This window comes from Paraburkholderia sp. JHI2823 (genome assembly GCF_038900695.1).
GTDB lineage: Bacteria > Pseudomonadota > Gammaproteobacteria > Burkholderiales > Burkholderiaceae > Paraburkholderia > Paraburkholderia mimosarum.
Map to the genome: position 1 here is coordinate 1 of NZ_JAYMRY010000068.1, position 19,757 is coordinate 19,757.

The window sequence follows — 19,757 nt, forward strand, 5'->3', positions numbered from 1 at the left end:
GAGGTGAATGGTGGCTGGCGCTGGCGGTTTGAGCGGCTTTCTTTTGCCTACTTTTCTTTGCCGCGGCAAAGAAAAGTAGGTGCCGCCCCGCACAGGGGCAACGCTTGCATACCGACGCGAACACAAGCAAAGGCCAAAGCAACAAAGCCAAAGCGAAAGGATCAATTCACACCACTTCACCCACCCGCCGGAACCCGGCCCCCGCATGCCGCTCAGGCAGCACAGCCCCATCGCCAAAGAGCTTTTCCCGCAGCGTCCCCGCCGCATACGCGGTCTTGTAACGCCCCCTCGCCTGCAACTCCGGCACCACGAGATCCACGAAGTCCTCGTAGCTCTCGGGCACCACGGTGCGGCTCAGATTGAAGCCATCCACGTCAGCCTCGTCGATCCACGCCTGCAATTCGTCGGCGACCTGCGACGCGCTGCCGACGATCGCCGGATAGCGGCCGCCCAGTTCGAACATTTCGAGCAGCTTGCGGCGCGTCCAGCCATGCTGCTTCGCGGTCCGCGTCGCGGATTCGATCGCGTTGCCGGGCGTGTAGTCAACGGGGGCATCGAGATCGTACTGCGCATAGTCGATGCCGGTGCTCGACGCGAAATGCGCAAGCCCCGCCTCGCGGCTCGCATACTGGCGATAATCCGCGTACTTCTCGCGCGCCTCGCGCTCGGTCGCGCCCGGCACCACTGCCGCGCCAACGAACACCTTGACGTCGTCGGGTCGGCGCCCCGCCTGCACCAGCTGTTCGCGCAGCGCGCGCACCGTCTCGCGCGCCGCAGCGCGATTGGGCGGCGAAATGAACACGCATTCGGCGTGGCGCGCGGCGAAGCGCTGGCCGCGCCCCGAACTGCCCGCCTGAAACAGCACCGGCGTGCGCTGCGGCGAAGGCTCCGCGAGGTGATAACCGTCCACGCGGTAATAGCGTCCCGCATGCGCCACGCGATGCACTTTTGCCGGGTCAGCGAACACGCGAGCGGTCTTGTCGCGCTTCACGGCATCCTCTTCCCAGCTGCCCTCCCAAAGCTTGTAGAGGACTTCCAGGTATTCGTCCGCGCGATCATAGCGTTCGTCGTGCGGCAGTTGCTGCTCGAGCCCCATGGCGCGCGCCGCGCTGTCCAGATACCCGGTGACGATGTTCCAGCCGATGCGCCCCTGCGTGAGGTGATCGAGGGTGGAAAAACGTCGCGCCAACAGATAGGGCTGCTCGTAGGTGAGATTCACGGTCACGCCAAAGCCGAGATGTTCGGTCACGGCGGCCATGGCCGGCACCAGGAGCGTGGGGTCGTTCACCGGCAACTGGATCGACTCGCGCAGCGTCACATCCACGTTGCGCTGATAAACGTCGTATACGCCCACGATATCGGCGAGAAAGAGACCGTCGAAGAGCCCGCGCTCCAGCGTGCGCGCGAGATTCGTCCAGTACGCGAGCGTGCGGTAGTCGGTCGAGCGGTCGCGCGGATGGGTCCATAGCCCGTGATTGATGTGCCCCACGCAGTTCATGTTGAACGCGTTGAGCAGTATGGGTTTTTTCGCGTTGTTCGATTCGGCCATCACAATGCTCCGTGCCGCGGCGGCAGCGTGTCGTTGAGGTAATAGTTGCCCACTGCGTGGTATTTCCAGCGCACGGGGTCGTGCAGCGTGTGAGTGCGCGCGTTGCGCCAGAAGCGGTCGAGGCCCAGGCCGTCCAGCGTCGCCGCCGTGCCCGCCAGTTCGAACAGCCGCGTTCCGGCGTCGAGCGAGATCGTCGTCGTCAGCGCGCGCGCCTCGGCCACGGCAATCGAGGCCTCGGCTACCGTTCGTTGGTCGGGCGCGGCCTGCGCGGCATCCACGAAGCGGCCCGCGCGGCGCACGAGCGCTTCGGCGGCGGCAAGGCGCGCCGCCAGATCGCCGAAGTGGAAGATGGCGAGCGGATCGTCCGCCGCGCGCTCGACCTTCGCGTCGATCCACGGCCGCGAGTGGTCGCGCACGAACTGGAGCGCGGCTTCGAATGCGCCGCGCGCCTGGCCGAGATCGATCGCCGCGTGAATGATCTGCGCTAGCGGGCCAATGGTCGTGGGCCGCTCGAACGAGCGCTGGAACGGCACGATCCATTCGGGCTCCACGCGCACACCGTCGAACTGCACGGAGCCGCTGCCCGTTACGCGCTGGCCGAAGCCGTCCCAGTCGTCGGTTATCGCGACGCCGGGTGTGTCGCGCGGCACGAAGGCGAGGTACGTCACGTCCTGGCCCGCTTCTTCGGCCACCACGAGCGTGGGGATCCAGTGCGCGTAGAGCGCGCCCGTGCAATAGAACTTGCGGCCGTCTATGCGCCAGCCGCCCGCGTCGCGCGCGAGGCGCGTGCGGCGCTTGAAGTCCTTCTGCCCGATCTCGGCCAGCGCGTTGCCAAAGCGTTCGCCCGCCAGCACGCGGTCGTAGAAAAAGCGCTGCTGTTCGGCGCTCCCGCCCACGCGCAGCACTTCGAGCGCATAGAAGTGATTCTGCGGAATCTGGCCGAGCGAGCCGTCCGCGGCGGCAATCGTCGCCGTGACTTCGGCGAGTGTGCCGTTGCGTACCGCCGGGCCGCCAAATTCGCGCGGCACGGTAATGGCCCACAGGCCGCTCGCGACGAACGCGTCGAGCTCGTCCCAGGGCAGGCGGCGCTCGCGGTCGCGCAGCGCCGCCTCGGGCGCGAACTGGGCGGCGAGCCGGTGCGCGGCGGCGAGCGCGGCTTCGTCATCGGCGAGTCGGACAGGCGCGGCCGGCGGCGCGGCGCGCCGTTGTGCAATAGCCGCTTCCGATGCAGCAAAAGAAAGTTCAGTGCTCATGGTGCTCAGTTCCAGGCGTGGCGCGCGGGCAGCACGTGATTCAGGTGATAGTTGCCAAGCAAATGCAGCTTCCAGCGCAGCGGATCGTGCAGCGTGTGCGCGCGCGCGTTGCGCCAGTGGCGGTCGAGATTGTGGGCGGCGCGCGTGGCGGCGGAGCCGGCCAGTTCGAAGAGCTTTTCGCTCGCTTCGAGCGCGAGGCGCGTGCTCAGCACCTTCGCTCCAGCCACCGCGACCGACGCACGCGCGCTCGCTTGCGCGTCGACGGTATGCGCCGCGATGGCATCGAGCGTATGGCCTGCGTCGCGCAGCACTTCCTGTGCGGCATGCAGGTCGATCTGCAATCGGCCGATGTCGGCAATGACGTACGGGTCATCGGCCGCGCGCGCCACGCCCGAGTCGATCCATGGCCGCGCGTGCCCGCGCACGAAGGCGATGGCATCGGCCACCGCGGCCTCGCCAATGCCGACATCGATGGCCGCCTGGATCAATTGCGAAACCGGTCCCGTGAGACCGGGGCGATCCGCGAGTTGCCAGATCGGCAGCACGTCGCCGGGATCGACCGGCACGTTGTCGAATATCACCGTGCCGCTCGCCGTCGTTCGTTGTCCGAACGAACTCCAGTTGTCGATGACCGTGAGGCCCGGCGCGTCGCGCGGCACCCACACCTGGACCGCGCGCCCCGTGTCGTCGGTGGCGCGGGCCGGCACGCGGTGGGCGAAGAGCGCACCGGTCGAGTAGAAGCGCTGACCCGTGAGGCGCAGTCCATGCGGCGTCGATGCGAGGCGCGTCGAGCCGTGCAGAATCGTGGCCGCAGCAGCCGAGCGGCGCTCCGGCCCGGCGTTGCCGAGCCGGCGGCCTGCCAGCACTTCGCCGTAGAAGCGCGTCTTTTGCTGCGTGCTGCCCGTTTCGCGCAGCACACCCAGCACGCCGAAATGATTTTGCGGAATCTGCCCAAAGGCGGGATCGGCGGCACACAGGATCGTGAACACTTCGGCGAGCGTCGCAAAGGAGACGTCCGCGCCGCCATATTCGCGCGGCACGGTGATCGCGCCGAGTCCGCTCTCGGACCACAGATCCAGTTCGTCCCAAGGCAGCTCGCGCTCGCGGTCGCGTCGCGAAGCACCCGGCGCGATTCGGGCGGCGAGCGTGCGTGCAGCGGCCAGCGCTTGCGCGTCGTCGGCAATTCGTTTGACGCGCTCGGGGTCGGGAAGGCGCGGCAACGGCGCGTTCCGGGCGGATGCAGCTTGAGGAGATTCGGGTATCGACATGGCGTTCCAGGGACAGGCCAGTTGCGTCCCCCGTCCGCTCGCCGGGGCGCCGCTTCGGCGCGGCGGCCGTCGCTGTGGCGTCGAACGGGTCCAGTCGTCCATTGGAACAGCCCGGATCGCGATCCCCTACTAGTTAATTCGCAATTGCATATCAGCTTTGCGGATGTGGCCGCGTCAGGCCTTCGCCGCCGCTTTCACGGCCTCCTCCAATGCAACCCGCGGTTCCCGCTTGAGCTCGAAAAGCGATGCGGCAACGATCAGCATACCGCCCAGCCACGCGGGCAAGGAAAGCCGCTCTCCAAGCCACACGCACGCGAAGAGCGCGCCGAACAAGGGCTCGCTGCCCATGAGCAGCGCCACGCGCGTGGGGCTGCTGCGGCTCACGGCGTAGTTCTGCACGAAGAAGGCGAATAGCGTGCAGCCCGCGACGAGGTAGATCATGCTGCCCCAGAACACGCCGTGCCCATGCCAGTGCGGCAGCGGCAGCAACGGGTCGCGCGCGAAGGTCAGCGCGAGCGCGGCACAGCCGATCGACACCACGGCGGACTGCACGGCGGTGATCGTGAGCGGCGGCACCTTCGTCACGCGCTTGACTGCGCAGGTCGCGACAGCGCGCAGGAGTGCGGCCAGTATGACGAGCAGATCGCCGGGGCTCGCGGCGAAGTGGCCGCCGGTGAGGAGGAACGCGCCGAGCAGGGACAGCCCGGCGGCCATCCACTCCACCTGCCGCGGCGCTCGCTTGAGCCAGGCCCATTCCACGAGCGGCGTGAGCACCACGCACAGGCTGATGAGAAACGCGGCGTTCGAGGCGCTCGTGAGCGACACCCCAAACGTCTCGGCCAGAAAGATGCCGAGCAGCAGCAGGCCCGCGCCGACAACGCCGAGCCGGTCACGCCATGTCACGTGACCGAGCCCGCGCAGCGCGGGCGCAAGCAGTACGAACGTGATGCCAAAGCGCAGCGCGAGCAGGCCCAGTACGGGGTAGACGAGCAGCGCGCCCTTGACCACGCCGTAGCTCGTGCCCCAGATGAGTGCGACGACAATGAGCAGGAAATCGACGGTACGGGGAGAACGGATCAGGGCATTCATGGCGAAAACGCTCGGCGGGTCGGGACGGAAACATTGTCCAATAATGATTCCATCGCGATAATCCACCGCGCCGGAACATCATCTATGCTTGCAGTGCACAGATCATTTCCCGGCCCCGCCATGAACCCCACCGACCTCCAGCCTCTGCTGCCCGACCTCGCCACCTTCGCCCGCGTGGTCGACGCGGGCAATTTCTCGGTGGCGGCACGCCAGCTCGGGAGCACGCCTTCCACCGTGAGCCGCCAGATGCAGCGCCTCGAACGCGCGCTCGGCGCGCGCTTGCTCGAACGCTCCACGCGCAGCCTGCGGCTCACGGAAGCGGGCGCGGAAGTCTATCGCCACTGCGCCGACATGGTCGAGGCCGCTGCGAGCGCGGCGGAAGCGGCGAGCCGCCTCACCAGCCGTCCGCATGGCCGGGTCAGCATCAGCGCGCCCATTTCGTTCGCGCAGAGCGTGATTCATCCGCTGATTCCCGGCTTCCTGCGCGCCTATGAGGAAGTCGCGGTGCAACTGCTTTTCACCGACCGCGATGTCGATCCGGTGCGCGACAACGTCGATATCGTGATTCGCCCCACGCCCGCGCCGCCGCCGGGACTCGCGGCGCGGCCGCTCGGCACGCTGCAGTGGATGCCGTGCGCCTCGCCGGCCTATTTGCGCGCGCGCGGCACGCCGAAGCACCCGAAGGATCTCGCCCGGCACGAATGCCTCTATCTGGGCGAAACGCCCGACGACAACCGCTGGGCCTTCCGGCGCGGCGCGCAGACGCAAACCGTCGAGGTGAAGGGGCGCTATATCGCCAACGACGTGGGCGCGCGGCGCGATGCGGCGCTCTCGGACTGGGGCATTGCGAGCCTGCCCGAGTTCGCGGCGGCCCAGGCACTGCGCGACGGCTTGCTCGTGCGCGTGCTGCCCGAGTGGTCGCTCGAGCCGCGCGCCTATAGCGGCCCGGTGTGGATGCTCTATCCGCCCAATCGCTTTTTGGCGCCCAAGGTGCGCGCGCTCATCGACTGGCTCGCGGAAAAGCTGCCCGCTTGAGTCACAGCGGAAGTGTTCGCGTGATCTGCACGGCGACTGCCGCGGCATACGGCGCGTACGCCGGCGCGATCACGAAGTCACGCCGGCGCCCGATCGACTATTGCCCGCCGCCATACAGGTCGAGCAGCATCAGCGTCACGCCATTGGTCCAGCCGAAGCCGTCCTGCAACGGGTATTCGCCGCCCCCGCCGCCGCCTTCGCCCGCGCCCTCGACGACATACTTCTCGACGAGCTTCTGCTGCGTGTTGCAGACGTTTTCGACATCCGCGAGAAAGCGCGTGCCGACCGGCTGCGCGAGGTCGGCGCGTCCATAGCGCTTGAGGCCTTGTATGGCGATCCAGTGCAGCGGCGCCCAGCCATTCGGGGCGTCCCATTGCTGGCCGGTGTTGTAGACCGATGTAGCGAGGCCGCCCTGCTGGAGCAGCACGTTCTGCATGGTCAAGGCGGTCTTCTGTGCGCGGTCGGGCCACGCCACGCCCGCCATGAGCGGATACATCATCGCGGGCGTCTGGTTGTCGCGCGCCTTGCCGAGCTGCCAGTCGTAGTCGCCGTAGTAGCCCTTGCTGTTCCAGAGATACCGGTTGATGGCGACGGCGCGCCGCGCCGCGTAACTGGCGAACTGACCCACGCAGCCAAAATCGCGCGCGACCGTGCAGGCCCGTACGATCGTCGTCTCGAGATGGAACAGGAGACTGTTCAGATCGACGGGAATGATCGACGTCGTGCGCACGGTCCAGAGATTCGAGTTGTCGCCAAACCAGCGCGAACTGAAGTCCCAGCCGCTCTCGGCCGTCGCGCGCAAGTCGCGGTAGACCTGGTTCGCCGGGCGGCCGGTGGCCATTTGCGCGGTCTTGACGTCTTCGATGTACGACTCGTCGCGCGGCGTGTCGAGTTCGTCCCAGTAGCGGTTCAGCACGGTGCCGTCACGCAGCACGACCACGTTGCGCGTGGCCTGCCCGCGCGCGGTGCTGCTCGCGCCCTGCATCCACCAGGCGTACTCCTTGCGCAACGCCGGTAAGTACTTCTGATAAACGCTGTTGCCTTCCTTTTGCGCCGCGAGTTCCACCATGTACGAGTAGAACGGCGGTTGCGAGCGGCTCAGATAGTACGTGCGATTGCCATTGGGAATATGGCCGAAGGTGTTGATCATGTACGCGAAGTTGTCGAGCATGTCGTCGACGAGATCCTCATGGCCCGACTCCTGCAAGCCGAGCATCGTGAAGTAGGTGTCCCAGTAATAGCCCTCTCTGAAGCGCCCGCCTGGCACGACATAAGGCTTGGGCATGGGCACGAGCGAGCTGTAGTCGGGCGCTGAGGTGGTGGTGCGCGTGAGGCCGCTCCATAGCCAGTCGATATGCTGGCGCAGCGTCTGCCCTGGCGGCGGCGTGAGGCTCTGGTCCGGCGGAGGCGTGAAGTACTGATTCACGAAGTTCAAAAGCGAGAAGCCCGCCTGGCCCTTTTGCGCTTCGTAAAGCTGCACGATGGTCGCGGGGTTTTCGGTGGGCGTCGAATCGACGAAGGTCTTTTGATCCGGGAAGATCTGCGCGGTCTGCACCGCCACGAACAGATCGCCGTACAGAATGTCGGGCGCGGGCGGCAGCGGTGCGCCCACCTGCGTGTCGGCGAGACAGTTCGCGCAGACGAGGAAGAGCGTGGCGACACTTGCCGCGCCCAGGGCGTTGCGCGATCGTGGCAACGACTTACGGAGCGGGAGTGACTGAAAGCAAGTTTGAATGCGATGCGCATCTTTTGACGATGCGGCGTGGGTGCGAGACTGCAGCTGCATGCTCATGTTGCCTCCTTGGTGTTGGGGCACTTCGCTGGTCTCTTCGCACCATCTTCGTTTACGCCGTTGGTTTTCAGTGCGCGGGTCCGGCAGGATGCTTCATCGCATCGCCGGATCCCGGGCAACGAGAGCATCGCATGACTTCGCACACCGAATCAATGGCATGGCAACAAATGAGCGCACTTTGTCGACCTTGGCCTGGTGCGCGATCCGACGCGTAGTCAGTGTTACCGATGCACAGCGAAATTCGCGGTGACGTCGCGGCAGAAATTGCCGTTGGTATTGATCGGCGCACAGTCGAGACTCGTTACGCGCCTTTGGTCTAGCATCGCGAGTGCATGAATTGCGACTACGGATTTCGACATGCGGATCTGCAAGAAACTTACCCGTGCGGCTGCGGGGATATTGGGCATGCTCTTCTGCCTGTTCACGACGATCGGGCACGCCGCGGGCATCAAGCTCGTGCAAATTCCGGCCGACGCCAGCGGCCCCGCCATCAAGGGCATGGTGTGGACGCCATGCGCCGAGCCCGCCGAAGCGATACCGTTCGGGCCATTTACGCTGCAAGGCCGGCGCGACTGTCCGACCGTGGGCGACAAGCTTCCTCTCGTCGTCATTTCTCACGGCCACACCGGTTCGTACATCGGCCATCATGATCTTGCCGAGGTGCTGGCCAACGCAGGGTTCGTTGTGGCCGCAATCAACCACCCGGGCGACTCGTTTTCCGATTCGAGCCGCGAGGGCGACATGTCCGTATTCGTCGAGCGGCCGAACGATATCAAACGCTTGATCGATTACATGCTTGGCACGGCACCCGACGCCGCCAGAATCGATCCGCAACGCATCGGCTTTTTCGGCTTCTCGCGCGGCGGCTACACGGGCCTCGTTCTAGCCGGTGGCAATCCGGATTTCGTGCATGCCGACGCGCCCTGCCCCACCCCGAGACCACCGGTCTGCGATCAGATCGAGCGCGGCGAGTTTCCCACCACGCCGCTGACTCACGACGCGCGGATCAAGGCCTTTGTCATCGCCGATCCGTTCGATGTATTCCCGTCCGCCGCCGACCTCGAGAACGTGAACGCGCCCATTCAGCTTTGGGCCTCGGAGTTCGGCGGCGAGGGCGTACTGCCTCATACTTCGCCCGCGCTCGCCAAGGCGCTGCCCCGCATGCCCGACTATCACCTCGTTCGCAACGCGGCGCATTTCGCCTTTCTTGCGCCATGCTCCGCGCGCATGAAAAAGGATGTGCCGGCAATCTGCGTCGACCCGAACGGCTTCGATCGAGCGGCCTTCCACAAGCAGTTCGACGCGAGCATCCTCGCGTTTTTCCAGGCGAATCTCCATTAGCCATCACGCGGCCCGGCATCGGCCTTTGCACGAAGCCATGGGAACGCTAAAGCGTCTTCACCGTCATGCAGAAGGTGAACGGGGTCTGCGCATTGCCGGTCTGGATCGCGAGCGGCGCATAGTGATGGGTCACGCCATCGGGCGGCAACGCGGCCGCGTTCGTCACGCTGTTGCCCTGCGCATCGATCACCGTTTCCTGCGGCCAGATGACGTCGCCGGTCGCGACGCGCGCCGGAATCAGCCAGTAGTCTCCGCATCGCCAGGTCACGTGGCTGTCGCCTTCGAACAGGATCTGGATGCCGTCCTCCAGCGTCAGCCACGCGCTGGCGCCTTGCGCAAGCGTGCCGGTGCTCAGCTCTGCGGCGCCGTCCTTCCCGAGCGTTAGGCCGCCTTGCGCCGGGTCGCCGGCCTGGTAGTCCCAGCGGCGCATCAGCGGATGCAGTTGGGGCTGGCTGCCCGCGCTCGACGCCGGCGCGCCGGCCAGCACGACCGACAGCGAGCCGGTGTCGATCGACTGGACCTGCAGCATCTGGCCCGGCAACTGATTAAGGACGGTCGCATCGTCCTGAATCTCGACATAGTCGCCTTCTGCAAGCCCGAAGTGCTCGTCGCGACCGAGGTTCGCGAGCCTCACCGTCGTGGTCGTGCCGGACACGCTCACCCCGAGCACCGGAAAGACGACCGCTCCGTTGTCACGCGACCACTTGAAGCTCGGCGCGTTGCCGGCCGGATCGTTGCTGCCCGTGTTGATCTCCACGCGATACAACTGGTTCTCGACGCCGCGGCACCCGGCGCCTGGCGCGGCCGTGCAGGGATCGGTCGGCGTTTGGGGCTGCGTCGTGCGCGCCCTCAGCAACCCGCGGTTCATCGTGCCCGCTCCGGTTGCGATCTGCGCGGGTGTCAGGCAGGCCTTGCCGTCCCAGTTATGGTCGTCGGTTGCACGCTCTGCTGCGCTTGCACAAATCGGTTCGCCATGGGTTTTGGACCCACCGTACGCGTGCCTCTGCGGCGACACCCAGCGCCCCCAGGAGACGTTCCGGCAGTGGTTGACGACGCAAGCGTCGACCTTTTTGAGCGCTTGCGTTCGGCGGCATACCCAGGCGTTTTCCCGCTGCTTGAATGTCAACAAGCGCGGTGTACGATGACATCATCGAGAAACAAAATACAGGTGCCCTCATGGACACGAACGCAAGGCACGCAACGGCCATCGCTTTGCTGGCTGTGGGCTGCGGATTCTCCGCAGCGTCCCACGCCTATAGCAAGGAAGAAGACGCCACGGCGCAGGACCGCGAAGTCCAGGCGGCCTACGACCGGGGTTACAAGGCCGCAAGGGAGGAGATGGCGCACACGACGGCCGCTGCTGCGGCTCCCGAGGCGGCGCCGGTGAAGAAGACGACGGCGCAAAAACCGATCCTCGACATCAAGCATACATACAGCGACGCGGGCGAGGTCTCGACGGTCATGACGGTGCCCGTCGTGGTCAAGCCGCTGGGCGACGGACAAAGCGGGCAAAGCGGAGAAAAAGCCCAGGACGCACAAGAGGCGCAAGACGTGCAGGACTCCACCGTCGCGGCTCAAGCGGAGCCGGCCGCGCCTGCTCCCCAACAGCCAGGCGCGCACGCGAAGGTTGCCGCCGCGGCCGGCACCCATGCCAACGCAGCACCCGCGCAAGCCCCCCGGCAACCGCAGCCCCATGCGTACGCGCAGGCCAACCACCAACCCGTCGCGGCGACGTCGCCCGACGACGTGGCGCCGCCAGAGTCGCTAGCCGGCGACGAAGCCGTGGACGAAGCGGAGCCGCCGCGCTCGGCGCAGATCTATTCGACGCAGGGCACCGGTTACGCACATCCCTACTCCCAACCCGCTCAGCCGCGGAGCCAGCAACAATATGCGCCGCCGCCCGTCGCCTCGCGTCCGCCACCGCCGCCTTATGGATATGCGCAACAGCAGCCGCCTGCGTATCCGCAGCAGCAGCAGCCCGCCTACGCCCAGCAGCAGCCGGCGTACGGCCAGCAGTCCGCGCAACAATACGCCCAGCAGCCGTATCCCCAGCAGCAGCCCGCCTACGCGCCGCCCCGGCCCGCCTACTACGCGCAGCCCGCACCGTGGGGCGCGCAGTATCAGCAGCCGCCGGCACGCTGGGTGTACTGGTCGCCGCAGTATGGGCGGTGGATCTACTACTGAGACGGCGAGACGACCGGGCGCCGGTCACCACCGCGCGTCGTTCATCTGGCATGCGAGCAGGCAGCCCAGCGCCGACACGGTGCCAACGGAGCCGAGCCCGAAACCGAGGGCGATATTTTCCGCGGTGGTTGCGCAACCCTGCATCAGCGATGCGCAAGCCAGCAGCACGGTGAGCACGAGCCGACCCAGTGCGCGAACAGGAAGAACGTCGTTGTGACATGGTGCGTGGCCCAGGGAGGATTCTTTACCGGTATGTGAGCGTCCCAGCATACCGGCGCGAACGCTGCGCATTCCCGCGAGCAGCGCGCGACAAACGCAACGCCTTACCGATTGCTGTGAAACGGTAAGGCGCGACGCTGCGCCCGGCTTGCGCCCGGACTGCACGCGGCGGCCCTCCCCGGTTCACGGTTCGATGCAAGCCGGATCGATGGGGAGGTCGAATTACCGTTTTGGGCCGTTTTTCGGCGAATCGCTTGCCGCCTGCCGGAAGAAGCGCTGCATGTCGATAGCGTCGCCAGCGCACCGATAAGTCGTTGCGCGGGCAGTCGAACGATCAAGCCCGGCCGCTCAGCATCACCATCGATGCCGAAGCGCCGAACGCGCGGTCGATGCGTCGGAAGCCTCGGCGCTCAGAACCCGTGTCTCGCGCTGATGGCGGCGCCCGTGTCATGCGAGCGCGTCAACGGCAGATGGGCGTCGGCCGAAAGATCCCATTCGCCGAGGGTGACGAGCGGCGGCGTTTGCGGGTGGAGCGCCTGGTTCGGGATGCCGTTGCTGTCGACCTGTCCGCCCGGCGCGCGTGGGCCGTTGGGCGCGGCATCCGGAACGCCATCGGTGCCGTCCGGAGCGGCGGGCGTCGCGCCTGTGGTTTTCGCCAGGTGGGCGGCGTACTCCTTCTCGAACGGCGACTGGTATTCGTAGCGCTTGGAGAGCGCCGGCAAAGCGAGTGAGGGCGCCGTCGGCGTCGGTGCGGCCGCGACGGGGTGACTGGGGGCGTGGCCCCTGGCGTGTTTCGGGATGTGTTGCTGAGGGTGCTGCTGGACGTGTCCTGGCTTGACGGGTTCGGCCGCCGAGGCGCCGGCGAGCGCCACCAGCAAGACACCCAGAAGCCACCTCTCGATCGGATGCTTCATGGAACGAAATCTGCGTTTGGGAACGGGGCCGCATCCCATTGCGGTGCGGCACGCGCACCTGGAGTCTAGATCAACCACGAGTACGACCAATCGGGGTCTTCCCTCGTCTTTCGCCCGCAATATCAGGCAGATAACGCAGCCCCGCGTCATCCCGCCGCCGCCGGACCGGCGGCAGGCGGCACACGTGCCCCTCAGAAGACGATCGTCGTGCGCAAGCCGAGCACCGCTTCATCGCCGATGCGCCGCGACGGATTTTGCGGGTCCGGAATGCCGCCAGCAGGCCGGAAGAAGTACTGGAAGTCCGCCTGCAATTGCCACCACGGTGCGACCTGATACTGATACGTCGCTTCGAGAACCGTCTCCGCGCTGCGCGACGGATACTCCGGTGTCGTGGCGCCCTGGGCGCTCGCGAAATCCTGTGCATGCGACCCGATGTGCGCATAGCCCACTGCGAGACCCGCCACATCGTTGTCGCGGCCCTTGAACGGCGCCTTGAGCGTCACGCCTGCATTCACGCCGAGGTCCACCAGGTTGCGGTCGCCCGGCGCACCCATGATGCGCGCGAACACCCCCACGGACTGCGGGCTGTCGGCGCTCGGCCGCCACACCATCTGGTCCGCCACGGCATAGATGCTGTAGTTGCCGTGATGACTATCCGGGCCGCCGCCCACGCCCGTGTTGCCCGTTGCGGGATCGATGAACCGGTTGCTGTTGTACCAGAAGCCCAGCTTGTAGGTGCCCGGCAATCCCCCTGGTTTGGCATCCGAACCATTGGCCGGCGGTTGATTGATGGCGTACTGAATTTCGCCGATGACCAGCGCGCCGTTGCCCAGGTTGAAATTCGTGCCGCTGGCGTTGAGCTTTTGCGGGTCACCCTGGCCCGGCGCCGGGTTGCCGTCGAATACGCCGCCGAGCACGGTGATCGCGTCCGTGGGCGTGGCGCGCACGCGCACGCCGAGCGAGGACAGCGGGTAAGCGGGGCCGCCCGCAGGCATATCGGTGGACGGCAGGACCGGCCAGCCGAACGTCGCGTTCATGAATGCGCCCGCGTACTGGCTGCCCATGAATTCCTGGTCGAGGCTCTGCTGACCGACCTTGACGTCGACCTTGCCGCCGGGCAGCGTCTGCTGGTACCACAGTTCCCACAAGCGGGTCGAGGCTTCGGCTTCGATACCGCTGGCGGCCTGCAAGGTCTGCAGATTCCGGGAAGTCAGGCTCGTGCCGTGGATCTGGAAACCGGAGACGTTGAAGATGCCGCCCGGCAGCCCGAACGCCTTCTGCGTATCCATGCCGAGACTGAACTCCGTCACCCCTTGCCAGGCGCCGCCGCGTGCGGTGCCGCCCGAGACGTTGCCCATGTAGTCGCTGGTTTCCTGCAAGCCGAAGGTCACGCCGTACTGGCCAAGCCAGGGCCGCAGGCCGCCCATGTCGCCCAGGAGGTTCGAGCGTTCCCAGAGGCCCGTGGGTGCCGCTGCGCTTTGGTCGGCGGCCGCCGCTTGCGGCTCGCCTGCGCCGGATTGCGGAGCCGGTTCAGCGGATGCGCTTTCTCCGCTGGTCTGTGCGAAAGCGGCGGGCACAAGGCCCAGGGAGAGAACCGCGCTCAGCGCGATCGGCCAGCCCGCGCCGGGCAGCCTGCTCCTGAGGATCTTCTTCATCGTATTTGTCGGGCTGTAAGAAGTTGCGGACAGGTCCGCCTTTGAACGCACAGCATGCCTGCGAAGCTTGATGAAACTATGTCCGGCGCGCAGATCAAGGCAAGGCGGATGATCCCTGCGCGTTGGCCGCTTTGAGCGGACCGTATGCGAAAACGCAGCCATTCCAGCAGGCAGGCCTGCGAACTGCAAATGAAATGGCAAGCGAATAGAGGACGCGTGCTGCCGAGAGACGGGTCACAAGAACGGCGGCGACCAGTCGGTAAAGAAGCGCGCTAACCCGGCGTAAGCGAGTTAGCGGCGTAGGAGCGAACCAGCGGTGGCTATCTCGCGAATGGGCTGCCGGCGACGGCCGGCATCGGACTTCCACTACTGGAACCCCTTTGCTATAACGGGGCGGATTGTATTGGGCGTGGACACGGCCACGCAAGTAAAAAAGCATAAACGCGAGGCCAGTCAGCAACAGCCTCAAGTGCCGCCGTTTCTTTCAATTCTGTTCTGCCTGGCATTTCGGTTGACTTACCGCGCTTTCGGCGACCATCCCGGGCAACAGCTCGATTCCCGCAATTCCTAAGTTCTGCCAGGTTACTGGCCAATGCCGAGCCGATGTAGAGTGAATCCGGCAACGCATTTCCCGGCTTTGCGTCGCTCAGTCACGGCCTGTAAACAGTGGTAATATCCGCACGGGCGTACGACGTAGAAAGTAGTGCCCGAATACGATGAGTTGCGAGGTCCACGACTGCGCCCATCGTTCCTGTCGAATACCTTACTACACACAATCAAGCGATCCGTCCTCGCCGATGCGAGCGACACGCTATGGCCCGCCATCACGCGGGCAGCCCGGGAGACCATGAAAGTCCGTAACGCCCGCCACTGGGCGCCGAGAGGCCCACGCCGGTGGTGTCTCGCTGCCGGCGCGCTCGCGCTCGCGAGCGTCGTCCGCCTTGCACTGCACCCCCTGCTTGGCCCGATGATGCCGGCCACGACATTCTGTATCGCCGCTTCGCTGGTCGAATACTTCCTCGGCCTCGGGCCGGCCATGACCGTCATGGTGCTGGGTCTCGGCATTGCCGACTTTATGTTCGTGCCCCCTTACGATCTCATCACGTACGTCGACGCCCGCGACGTGATACTGCTCGTCTCCTACCCGCTCGTCACGGTTATCGTGATCCTGCTGATCGAGCGCCTGCGCCGCGAACAGTTTCGCGCGCAGCTAATCGCCTCCGTTGCGCAGTCGCGCTACGAAATGCTGCTCCGGCACGACAACGAGCGCGCGCTCGCGCGCCGCGCCTTCGACGAAACGCATCGCCTGTTGCGTCATCTCGCGCAGCATCATGACGGCTTCATCCTCATCAAGGGGCTGGAGCGCAACGCCGCGCAGCGCGCAAGCGCGGGACAAAGCACCGCGCATGGGCTGCCGGCCGCCGCTCAAGTCGCGCCTGGCCCGCTCTTCGACGCGCTCCATCCCGAAGACGTTCAGCGCCTGACCCACGCGTTGTCGCCGGGCCATCACCGCGTGCGCCTGCGCAGCGAGCAGCACAAACGCGAATACCGGCATGCGAACTGCAACTGCGAGCGCTTCACCACGCACGCGGGCGATTTTCTCGTGCTGCGCACCGAGGACTGACATGGCGACCGTCGACATGGAACGCCCTGCCGTGGAACCGCTGGCCGTACAGTCCACGCGCTTTTTCTGCGAAGGCGACGGCCACGCCGTCCTGATGCTTCACGGCCTCTCCAGTTCGCCGCTCGAGCTGCGATATCTCGCGCGCTACCTGCAAGGCGAAGGGTTCACCGTTTGCGCCCCCATCATCGAAGGCTATAGCGCGGGCTCGGGCGTACTGCCCATGGAACAATGGGTCGAGAACGCCGTGCGCGAATTCGATGCCCTGGCGGCTCGCTACGAGCGCGTCTCGATCTGCGGTCTGTCGATCGGCGGCGCGCTCGCGCTGCGTCTGATCCGCGAGCGGCCCGCCGCGCAGTCGCTCGTCCTGCTCTCGCTCACGCTCGCCTACGACGGCTGGGCGATCCCGTGGTATCGCTTTCTCCTCGACTGGGCGTACTTCACGCCGCTGCGGCACCGCTATCGTTACCGCGAAGCCGAACCATTCGGTGTGCGAAACGAAGCGCTGCGCAAGAAGATCGCCCGAGCGATGCAGCGCAGCGACTTCAGCGAGGTCGGCCCTTCGACAATTGCCCTGCCGGCGCTGCATCAGGCGCTGCGACTGTCGCGCGCGGCGCGCAAGGATGTCGCCGCGATCGAGAACGATACGCTCATCATTCACGCCATCGACGACGAGACATCGAGCCCGCGCAATCCGCGCCACGTGATCGACCGCATCGGCTCGAACTTCCTGCGCACGCTGTGGCTAGACGATTCTTATCACATGATCACCTCGGACAACGAGCGCGAAATCGTTGCGCGCGAAACGGTACTGTTCCTGCGCGAGAGCGAAGCCGCGCGGGGGGCGCACGACACGGCGGGCCAGCCGGTCGTCTCGAAGGCCCTCGCCCGGCGCTTGCGTCAACTGGCGGCAGTGGGAAGAAAAAATACGTGAAGTTGTCAGAAGCAATGAAAGGCCTGGCTTGCCTCGCCGCTCTGGCCGTTGCCCCGCACGCGTGGGCGGATACCGGCGGGACCGACTCGCCGTGGAAAGTCTCCATCGGCCCCGGCGCTTATTTCGCGCCGGAGTATCCGGGCGCGCGCCACATGAAGGTCTATCCGTTTCCGGCGCTCGACATTTCGTACCGCGACCGCATCTTCTCGCAGGGGCCGGACGTGCTGGGTGTGAACGTGATCGCCGCGGAGAACTACCACGTGGGCGCGTCGCTGAGCTTCGACTTCCAGTCTCGCACCGTCTCGGACGACCCGCATCTGCACGGCCTGAGCAACGTCGACGACGGCCCGAAGCTGCGCCTCTTCGCCGACTACACGCTGTGGGCGTTCACGGGCGCCGTGGCCGTCTATCAGGACATCAGCGGCCATGGCCAGGGGACGACGGCCAGCGCGGATCTCTATGCCTCGCTGCCGCTGACGGGGTGGCTGTTCTCGGTGGGGCCCGGCCTCACGTGGGCCAACGCCGTCTACACGCACACGCTCTTCGGCGTGACGCCCGAGCAGAGCGCCGCATCCGGCTTGCCGGCCTACTCGACCGGCGCGGGCATACGCGACGTGCACATGACCTTCTACGTGACGCACGACTTTTCGAAGCACTGGGTCGGCTCGGTGAACACCACACTCGGACGTCTTCAGCACTACGCGGCCGGCAGCCCGATCACCGAATCCCGCCGCGAACTTACCGCTTTCGCGGGCCTCTACTACCGGTTCTGAGCGGACGCGCCGAGGCGCGCCGCGTCAGAACCGCCCGGCCCGGAATGGCCGGGGGTCCACCACCGTAGGGGCGCCCGTCATCATCTCCGCGATCAGACGGCCCGTGATGGGTCCGAGCGTGAGCCCATGGTGCGCATGGCCGAACGCGAACCAGAGGCCGTCGTGCCTGGGCGCGGGCCCGATGACCGGCATCATGTCGGGCGTGCAGGGACGGCGGCCCAGCCAGGGCTCGGCATCGAGCCGCTCACCGAGCGGGAAAATGCCGCGCGCGAGCGGCTCGACCGCTTCGAGCTGGACCGGCGTTTTGGGCGAATCACGAAAGCCGAGTTCGACGCCCGTCGTCAGGCGAATGCCGCGCACCATCGGCGTAATCAGGAAGCCCGCTTCCGCGTCGAGAACCGGCTGGTTCAGCTTCGCGCCATTCGTTGCGGCGTAGTGCATGTGATAGCCGCGCTTCACCGCGAGCGGCAAGTCGTAGCCGAGCCGCGCCGTGAGATCGCCCGACCACGGCCCCATGGCGATCACCGCCGACTTCGCCAGCACGGGACCATCCTGGGTCATGACTCGCCACGAGGGTTCGAGCGTCGAAGCGTCGCCAATCAGCACGCGCCCGCCAAGCTGCTCGAAGAGCCGCACATAGGCCGTCACGAGACCGTTCGGATCGCTAACCGAATCGGAATCGGTGTAGCGCACGCCGCCCACCAGCGTGTGGCTCAATGCGGGCTCGGCAGCGCGCAGCGCGGCGGCGTCCAGCGCCTCATGGTGAACGCCGTACTCGCGCTGCCAGCGCTGGGCATCGGCAAGCGTGGCATCCATGGCGGCCGCGCTGCGAAACACCTTCATCCATCCGTTGGTGCGCAACAGCGCCTGGGCGCCCGCTGCCTCGATCAGCGCGCGATGCTCCGTGACGCAATGCTCGATCAGCGTGGCATAGGCGCGCGCAATCGCGGCGTGCCGGTCGGCGCGCGAATGGTGCCAGTAGCGGTACAGAAAAGGCAGCATGCCCGGCATCGCCGCCGGGTGATAGCGCACGTCGGTCGAGCGATTGAGCGCGTAGCGCAAGAGCGTGGCAAGATCGCGCGGAAAAGCGTAGGGGTAGACCCCCTCGCGCTGAATCAGTCCAGCGTTGCCGTGCGATGTTTCATTGCCGGGCGCCTTGCGGTCGACGAGCGCGACCGCAAGCCCGCGCCGCTGCAACTGCAATGCCACCGATACGCCGACGATACCCCCGCCAAGCACGACCGAATCGAAATTCATCGTCTGATGTCCTCGTTTCAACCGCGCTCAGGCAAGCGCGGTGGCCTGCACTTCGATCGCCGCGCGGCACACCGCGCCATTGGCGATCACCACCTGGCTCATGCGCGCGCTGGTCTGCAGTCGCTGGATGTCGTTGCTCATGTTCATGCCGCCGAAAGACCCGCAGCATCGCTGCTGGCTGGGTTGTTGATGAGAGGGACCATGGATGGAAGTCAGCGCCGGAGTGGGATGCCCAGACACGCGACACAGTTTCAGGATAGCCGAAAACGCCGCTTCCGGCGCCTGCGCGGCGGCGAGCGAGCGCCAGCGACCTCACGGGCAAGCGCAAGAAGCCGACGCGCGGGCGTCATTCATGCCCGCGCGTCGGACGCTTTTCCCGATTACCTGCGCCAGGGCGGCGAGGACTTTCTCTTCCCACTGTAAGGGAGGCGGGATTTGCATTTTGAAAACGGTACGGTCTTCGGGCTGTCGCCGGGCGAGGGGCTCTAGTTCGTCAGCGCCGCGGGGTAACCGTGCATCAGCGAGGGGGCTGACGACACCGAGGTGGCGGTCTGTCGCGCAGACAACGACTTACGCCGGCTGCCCGAAACCCTCTGAAGGAACGCAATGAGCGTGACGCCGCCGCGCAGTCGCGGCGGCGTCACCGGGCTCATCGGCCGAGCATCGGCAGCTTGAGACCCGCCTCGCGCGCGGTTTGCTGCGCGAGTTCATAACCGGCGTCCGCATGGCGCATCACGCCCGTGGCCGGGTCGTTGAGCAGCACGCGGCCAAGACGCTCGTGCGCCGCCTGCGTGCCGTCCGCCACGATCACCACGCCCGAGTGCTGCGAGAAGCCCATGCCCACGCCGCCGCCATGGTGCAGCGAGACCCACG

16 protein-coding genes and 1 pseudogene are annotated in these 19,757 nt (G+C 66.3%); 6 read left to right on the plus strand and 11 right to left on the minus strand.

The genetic code is table 11. The annotated features are described in order from the left end of the window. Positions 1-166 precede the first annotated feature (166 nt). The 4 genes from VSR34_RS35810 to VSR34_RS35825 form a co-directional block, all read right to left on the minus strand. Positions 167-1,549, minus strand: a complete 1,383-nt coding sequence (locus tag VSR34_RS35810; protein WP_028215007.1) for an LLM class flavin-dependent oxidoreductase — start codon at positions 1,547-1,549, stop codon at positions 167-169. Continuing rightward, the gene (locus VSR34_RS35815; RefSeq protein ID WP_342964930.1) at positions 1,549-2,802 is read right to left on the minus strand and encodes an SfnB family sulfur acquisition oxidoreductase; all 1,254 of its coding nucleotides are present in this window, start codon (positions 2,800-2,802) and stop codon (positions 1,549-1,551) included. Before VSR34_RS35815 ends, VSR34_RS35810 begins: the two co-directional genes overlap by 1 nt. Positions 2,803-2,807: 5 nt before the next feature. Next, complete coding sequence (locus VSR34_RS35820; protein ID WP_028215009.1) at positions 2,808-4,070, minus strand: SfnB family sulfur acquisition oxidoreductase; 1,263 nt, start codon at positions 4,068-4,070, stop codon at positions 2,808-2,810. Positions 4,071-4,244: 174 nt separating this feature from the next. Further along, the gene (locus VSR34_RS35825; protein WP_342964931.1) at positions 4,245-5,159 is read right to left on the minus strand and encodes a DMT family transporter; all 915 of its coding nucleotides are present in this window, start codon (positions 5,157-5,159) and stop codon (positions 4,245-4,247) included. Between the two features lie 120 nt (positions 5,160-5,279). On the opposite strand from VSR34_RS35825, the gene VSR34_RS35830 reads away from it, so the two are divergent. After that, complete coding sequence (locus VSR34_RS35830) at positions 5,280-6,194, plus strand: LysR family transcriptional regulator (RefSeq protein ID WP_342964932.1); 915 nt, start codon at positions 5,280-5,282, stop codon at positions 6,192-6,194. 97 nt (positions 6,195-6,291) lie between these two features. On the opposite strand, the gene treA is transcribed toward VSR34_RS35830, so the two are convergent. Beyond that, complete coding sequence (treA, locus tag VSR34_RS35835) at positions 6,292-7,986, minus strand: alpha,alpha-trehalase TreA (protein ID WP_342964933.1); 1,695 nt, start codon at positions 7,984-7,986, stop codon at positions 6,292-6,294. 357 nt (positions 7,987-8,343) lie between these two features. Here treA and VSR34_RS35840 point away from each other — a divergent pair, with 357 nt between their 5' ends. Further along, entirely contained in the window at positions 8,344-9,327 is a 984-nt protein-coding gene (locus VSR34_RS35840; RefSeq protein WP_051391193.1) for an alpha/beta hydrolase, read from the plus strand. Between the two features lie 46 nt (positions 9,328-9,373). Here the strand turns inward: VSR34_RS35840 and VSR34_RS35845 are convergent, their stop codons facing one another. Then, positions 9,374-10,342, minus strand: coding sequence for a DUF6519 domain-containing protein (locus VSR34_RS35845; protein WP_342964934.1), 969 nt, complete (start codon positions 10,340-10,342; stop codon positions 9,374-9,376). Between the two features lie 161 nt (positions 10,343-10,503). Here VSR34_RS35845 and VSR34_RS35850 point away from each other — a divergent pair, with 161 nt between their 5' ends. Continuing rightward, complete coding sequence (locus VSR34_RS35850; protein WP_028215014.1) at positions 10,504-11,511, plus strand: hypothetical protein; 1,008 nt, start codon at positions 10,504-10,506, stop codon at positions 11,509-11,511. Positions 11,512-11,535: 24 nt separating this feature from the next. On the opposite strand, the gene VSR34_RS35855 is transcribed toward VSR34_RS35850, so the two are convergent. From VSR34_RS35855 to VSR34_RS35865, 3 genes are all read right to left on the minus strand, one after another. Then, positions 11,536-11,688: a hypothetical protein gene (locus tag VSR34_RS35855; protein WP_154671556.1), complete on the minus strand. Its 153-nt coding sequence runs from the start codon at positions 11,686-11,688 to the stop codon at positions 11,536-11,538. 452 nt (positions 11,689-12,140) lie between these two features. After that, positions 12,141-12,644, minus strand: a complete 504-nt coding sequence (locus VSR34_RS35860) for a hypothetical protein (RefSeq protein ID WP_028215015.1) — start codon at positions 12,642-12,644, stop codon at positions 12,141-12,143. Between the two features lie 191 nt (positions 12,645-12,835). Further along, a complete protein-coding gene (locus tag VSR34_RS35865) occupies positions 12,836-14,299 on the minus strand; it encodes a carbohydrate porin (RefSeq protein WP_342964935.1) in 1,464 nt (487 codons plus the stop codon). Between the two features lie 847 nt (positions 14,300-15,146). Between VSR34_RS35865 and VSR34_RS35870 the strand changes: the two genes are divergently transcribed. From VSR34_RS35870 to VSR34_RS35880, 3 genes are read left to right on the plus strand one after another with little or no spacing between them, the layout of a single operon-like run. Then, positions 15,147-15,923 carry a DUF4118 domain-containing protein gene (locus tag VSR34_RS35870; RefSeq protein WP_028215017.1) on the plus strand — a complete coding sequence of 259 codons (777 nt, stop codon included), beginning with the start codon at positions 15,147-15,149 and terminating at the stop codon, positions 15,921-15,923. Positions 15,924-15,939: 16 nt separating this feature from the next. Continuing rightward, on the plus strand, positions 15,940-16,854 hold the full coding sequence (locus VSR34_RS35875) for an alpha/beta fold hydrolase (protein WP_342964936.1): 915 nt from the start codon (positions 15,940-15,942) through the stop codon (positions 16,852-16,854). 14 nt (positions 16,855-16,868) lie between these two features. Beyond that, positions 16,869-17,627 (plus strand): MipA/OmpV family protein, encoded by a 759-nt coding sequence (locus VSR34_RS35880; RefSeq protein WP_028215019.1) that lies wholly within the window; start codon positions 16,869-16,871, stop codon positions 17,625-17,627. Between the two features lie 24 nt (positions 17,628-17,651). Here the strand turns inward: VSR34_RS35880 and VSR34_RS35885 are convergent, their stop codons facing one another. Together VSR34_RS35885 and VSR34_RS35890 are read right to left on the minus strand one after the other, a co-directional pair. Beyond that, positions 17,652-18,884 carry an FAD-dependent oxidoreductase gene (locus tag VSR34_RS35885; protein ID WP_028215020.1) on the minus strand — a complete coding sequence of 411 codons (1,233 nt, stop codon included), beginning with the start codon at positions 18,882-18,884 and terminating at the stop codon, positions 17,652-17,654. Between the two features lie 649 nt (positions 18,885-19,533). Beyond that, a pseudogene (locus VSR34_RS35890) lies at positions 19,534-19,757 on the minus strand (urocanate hydratase); the annotation flags it as partial.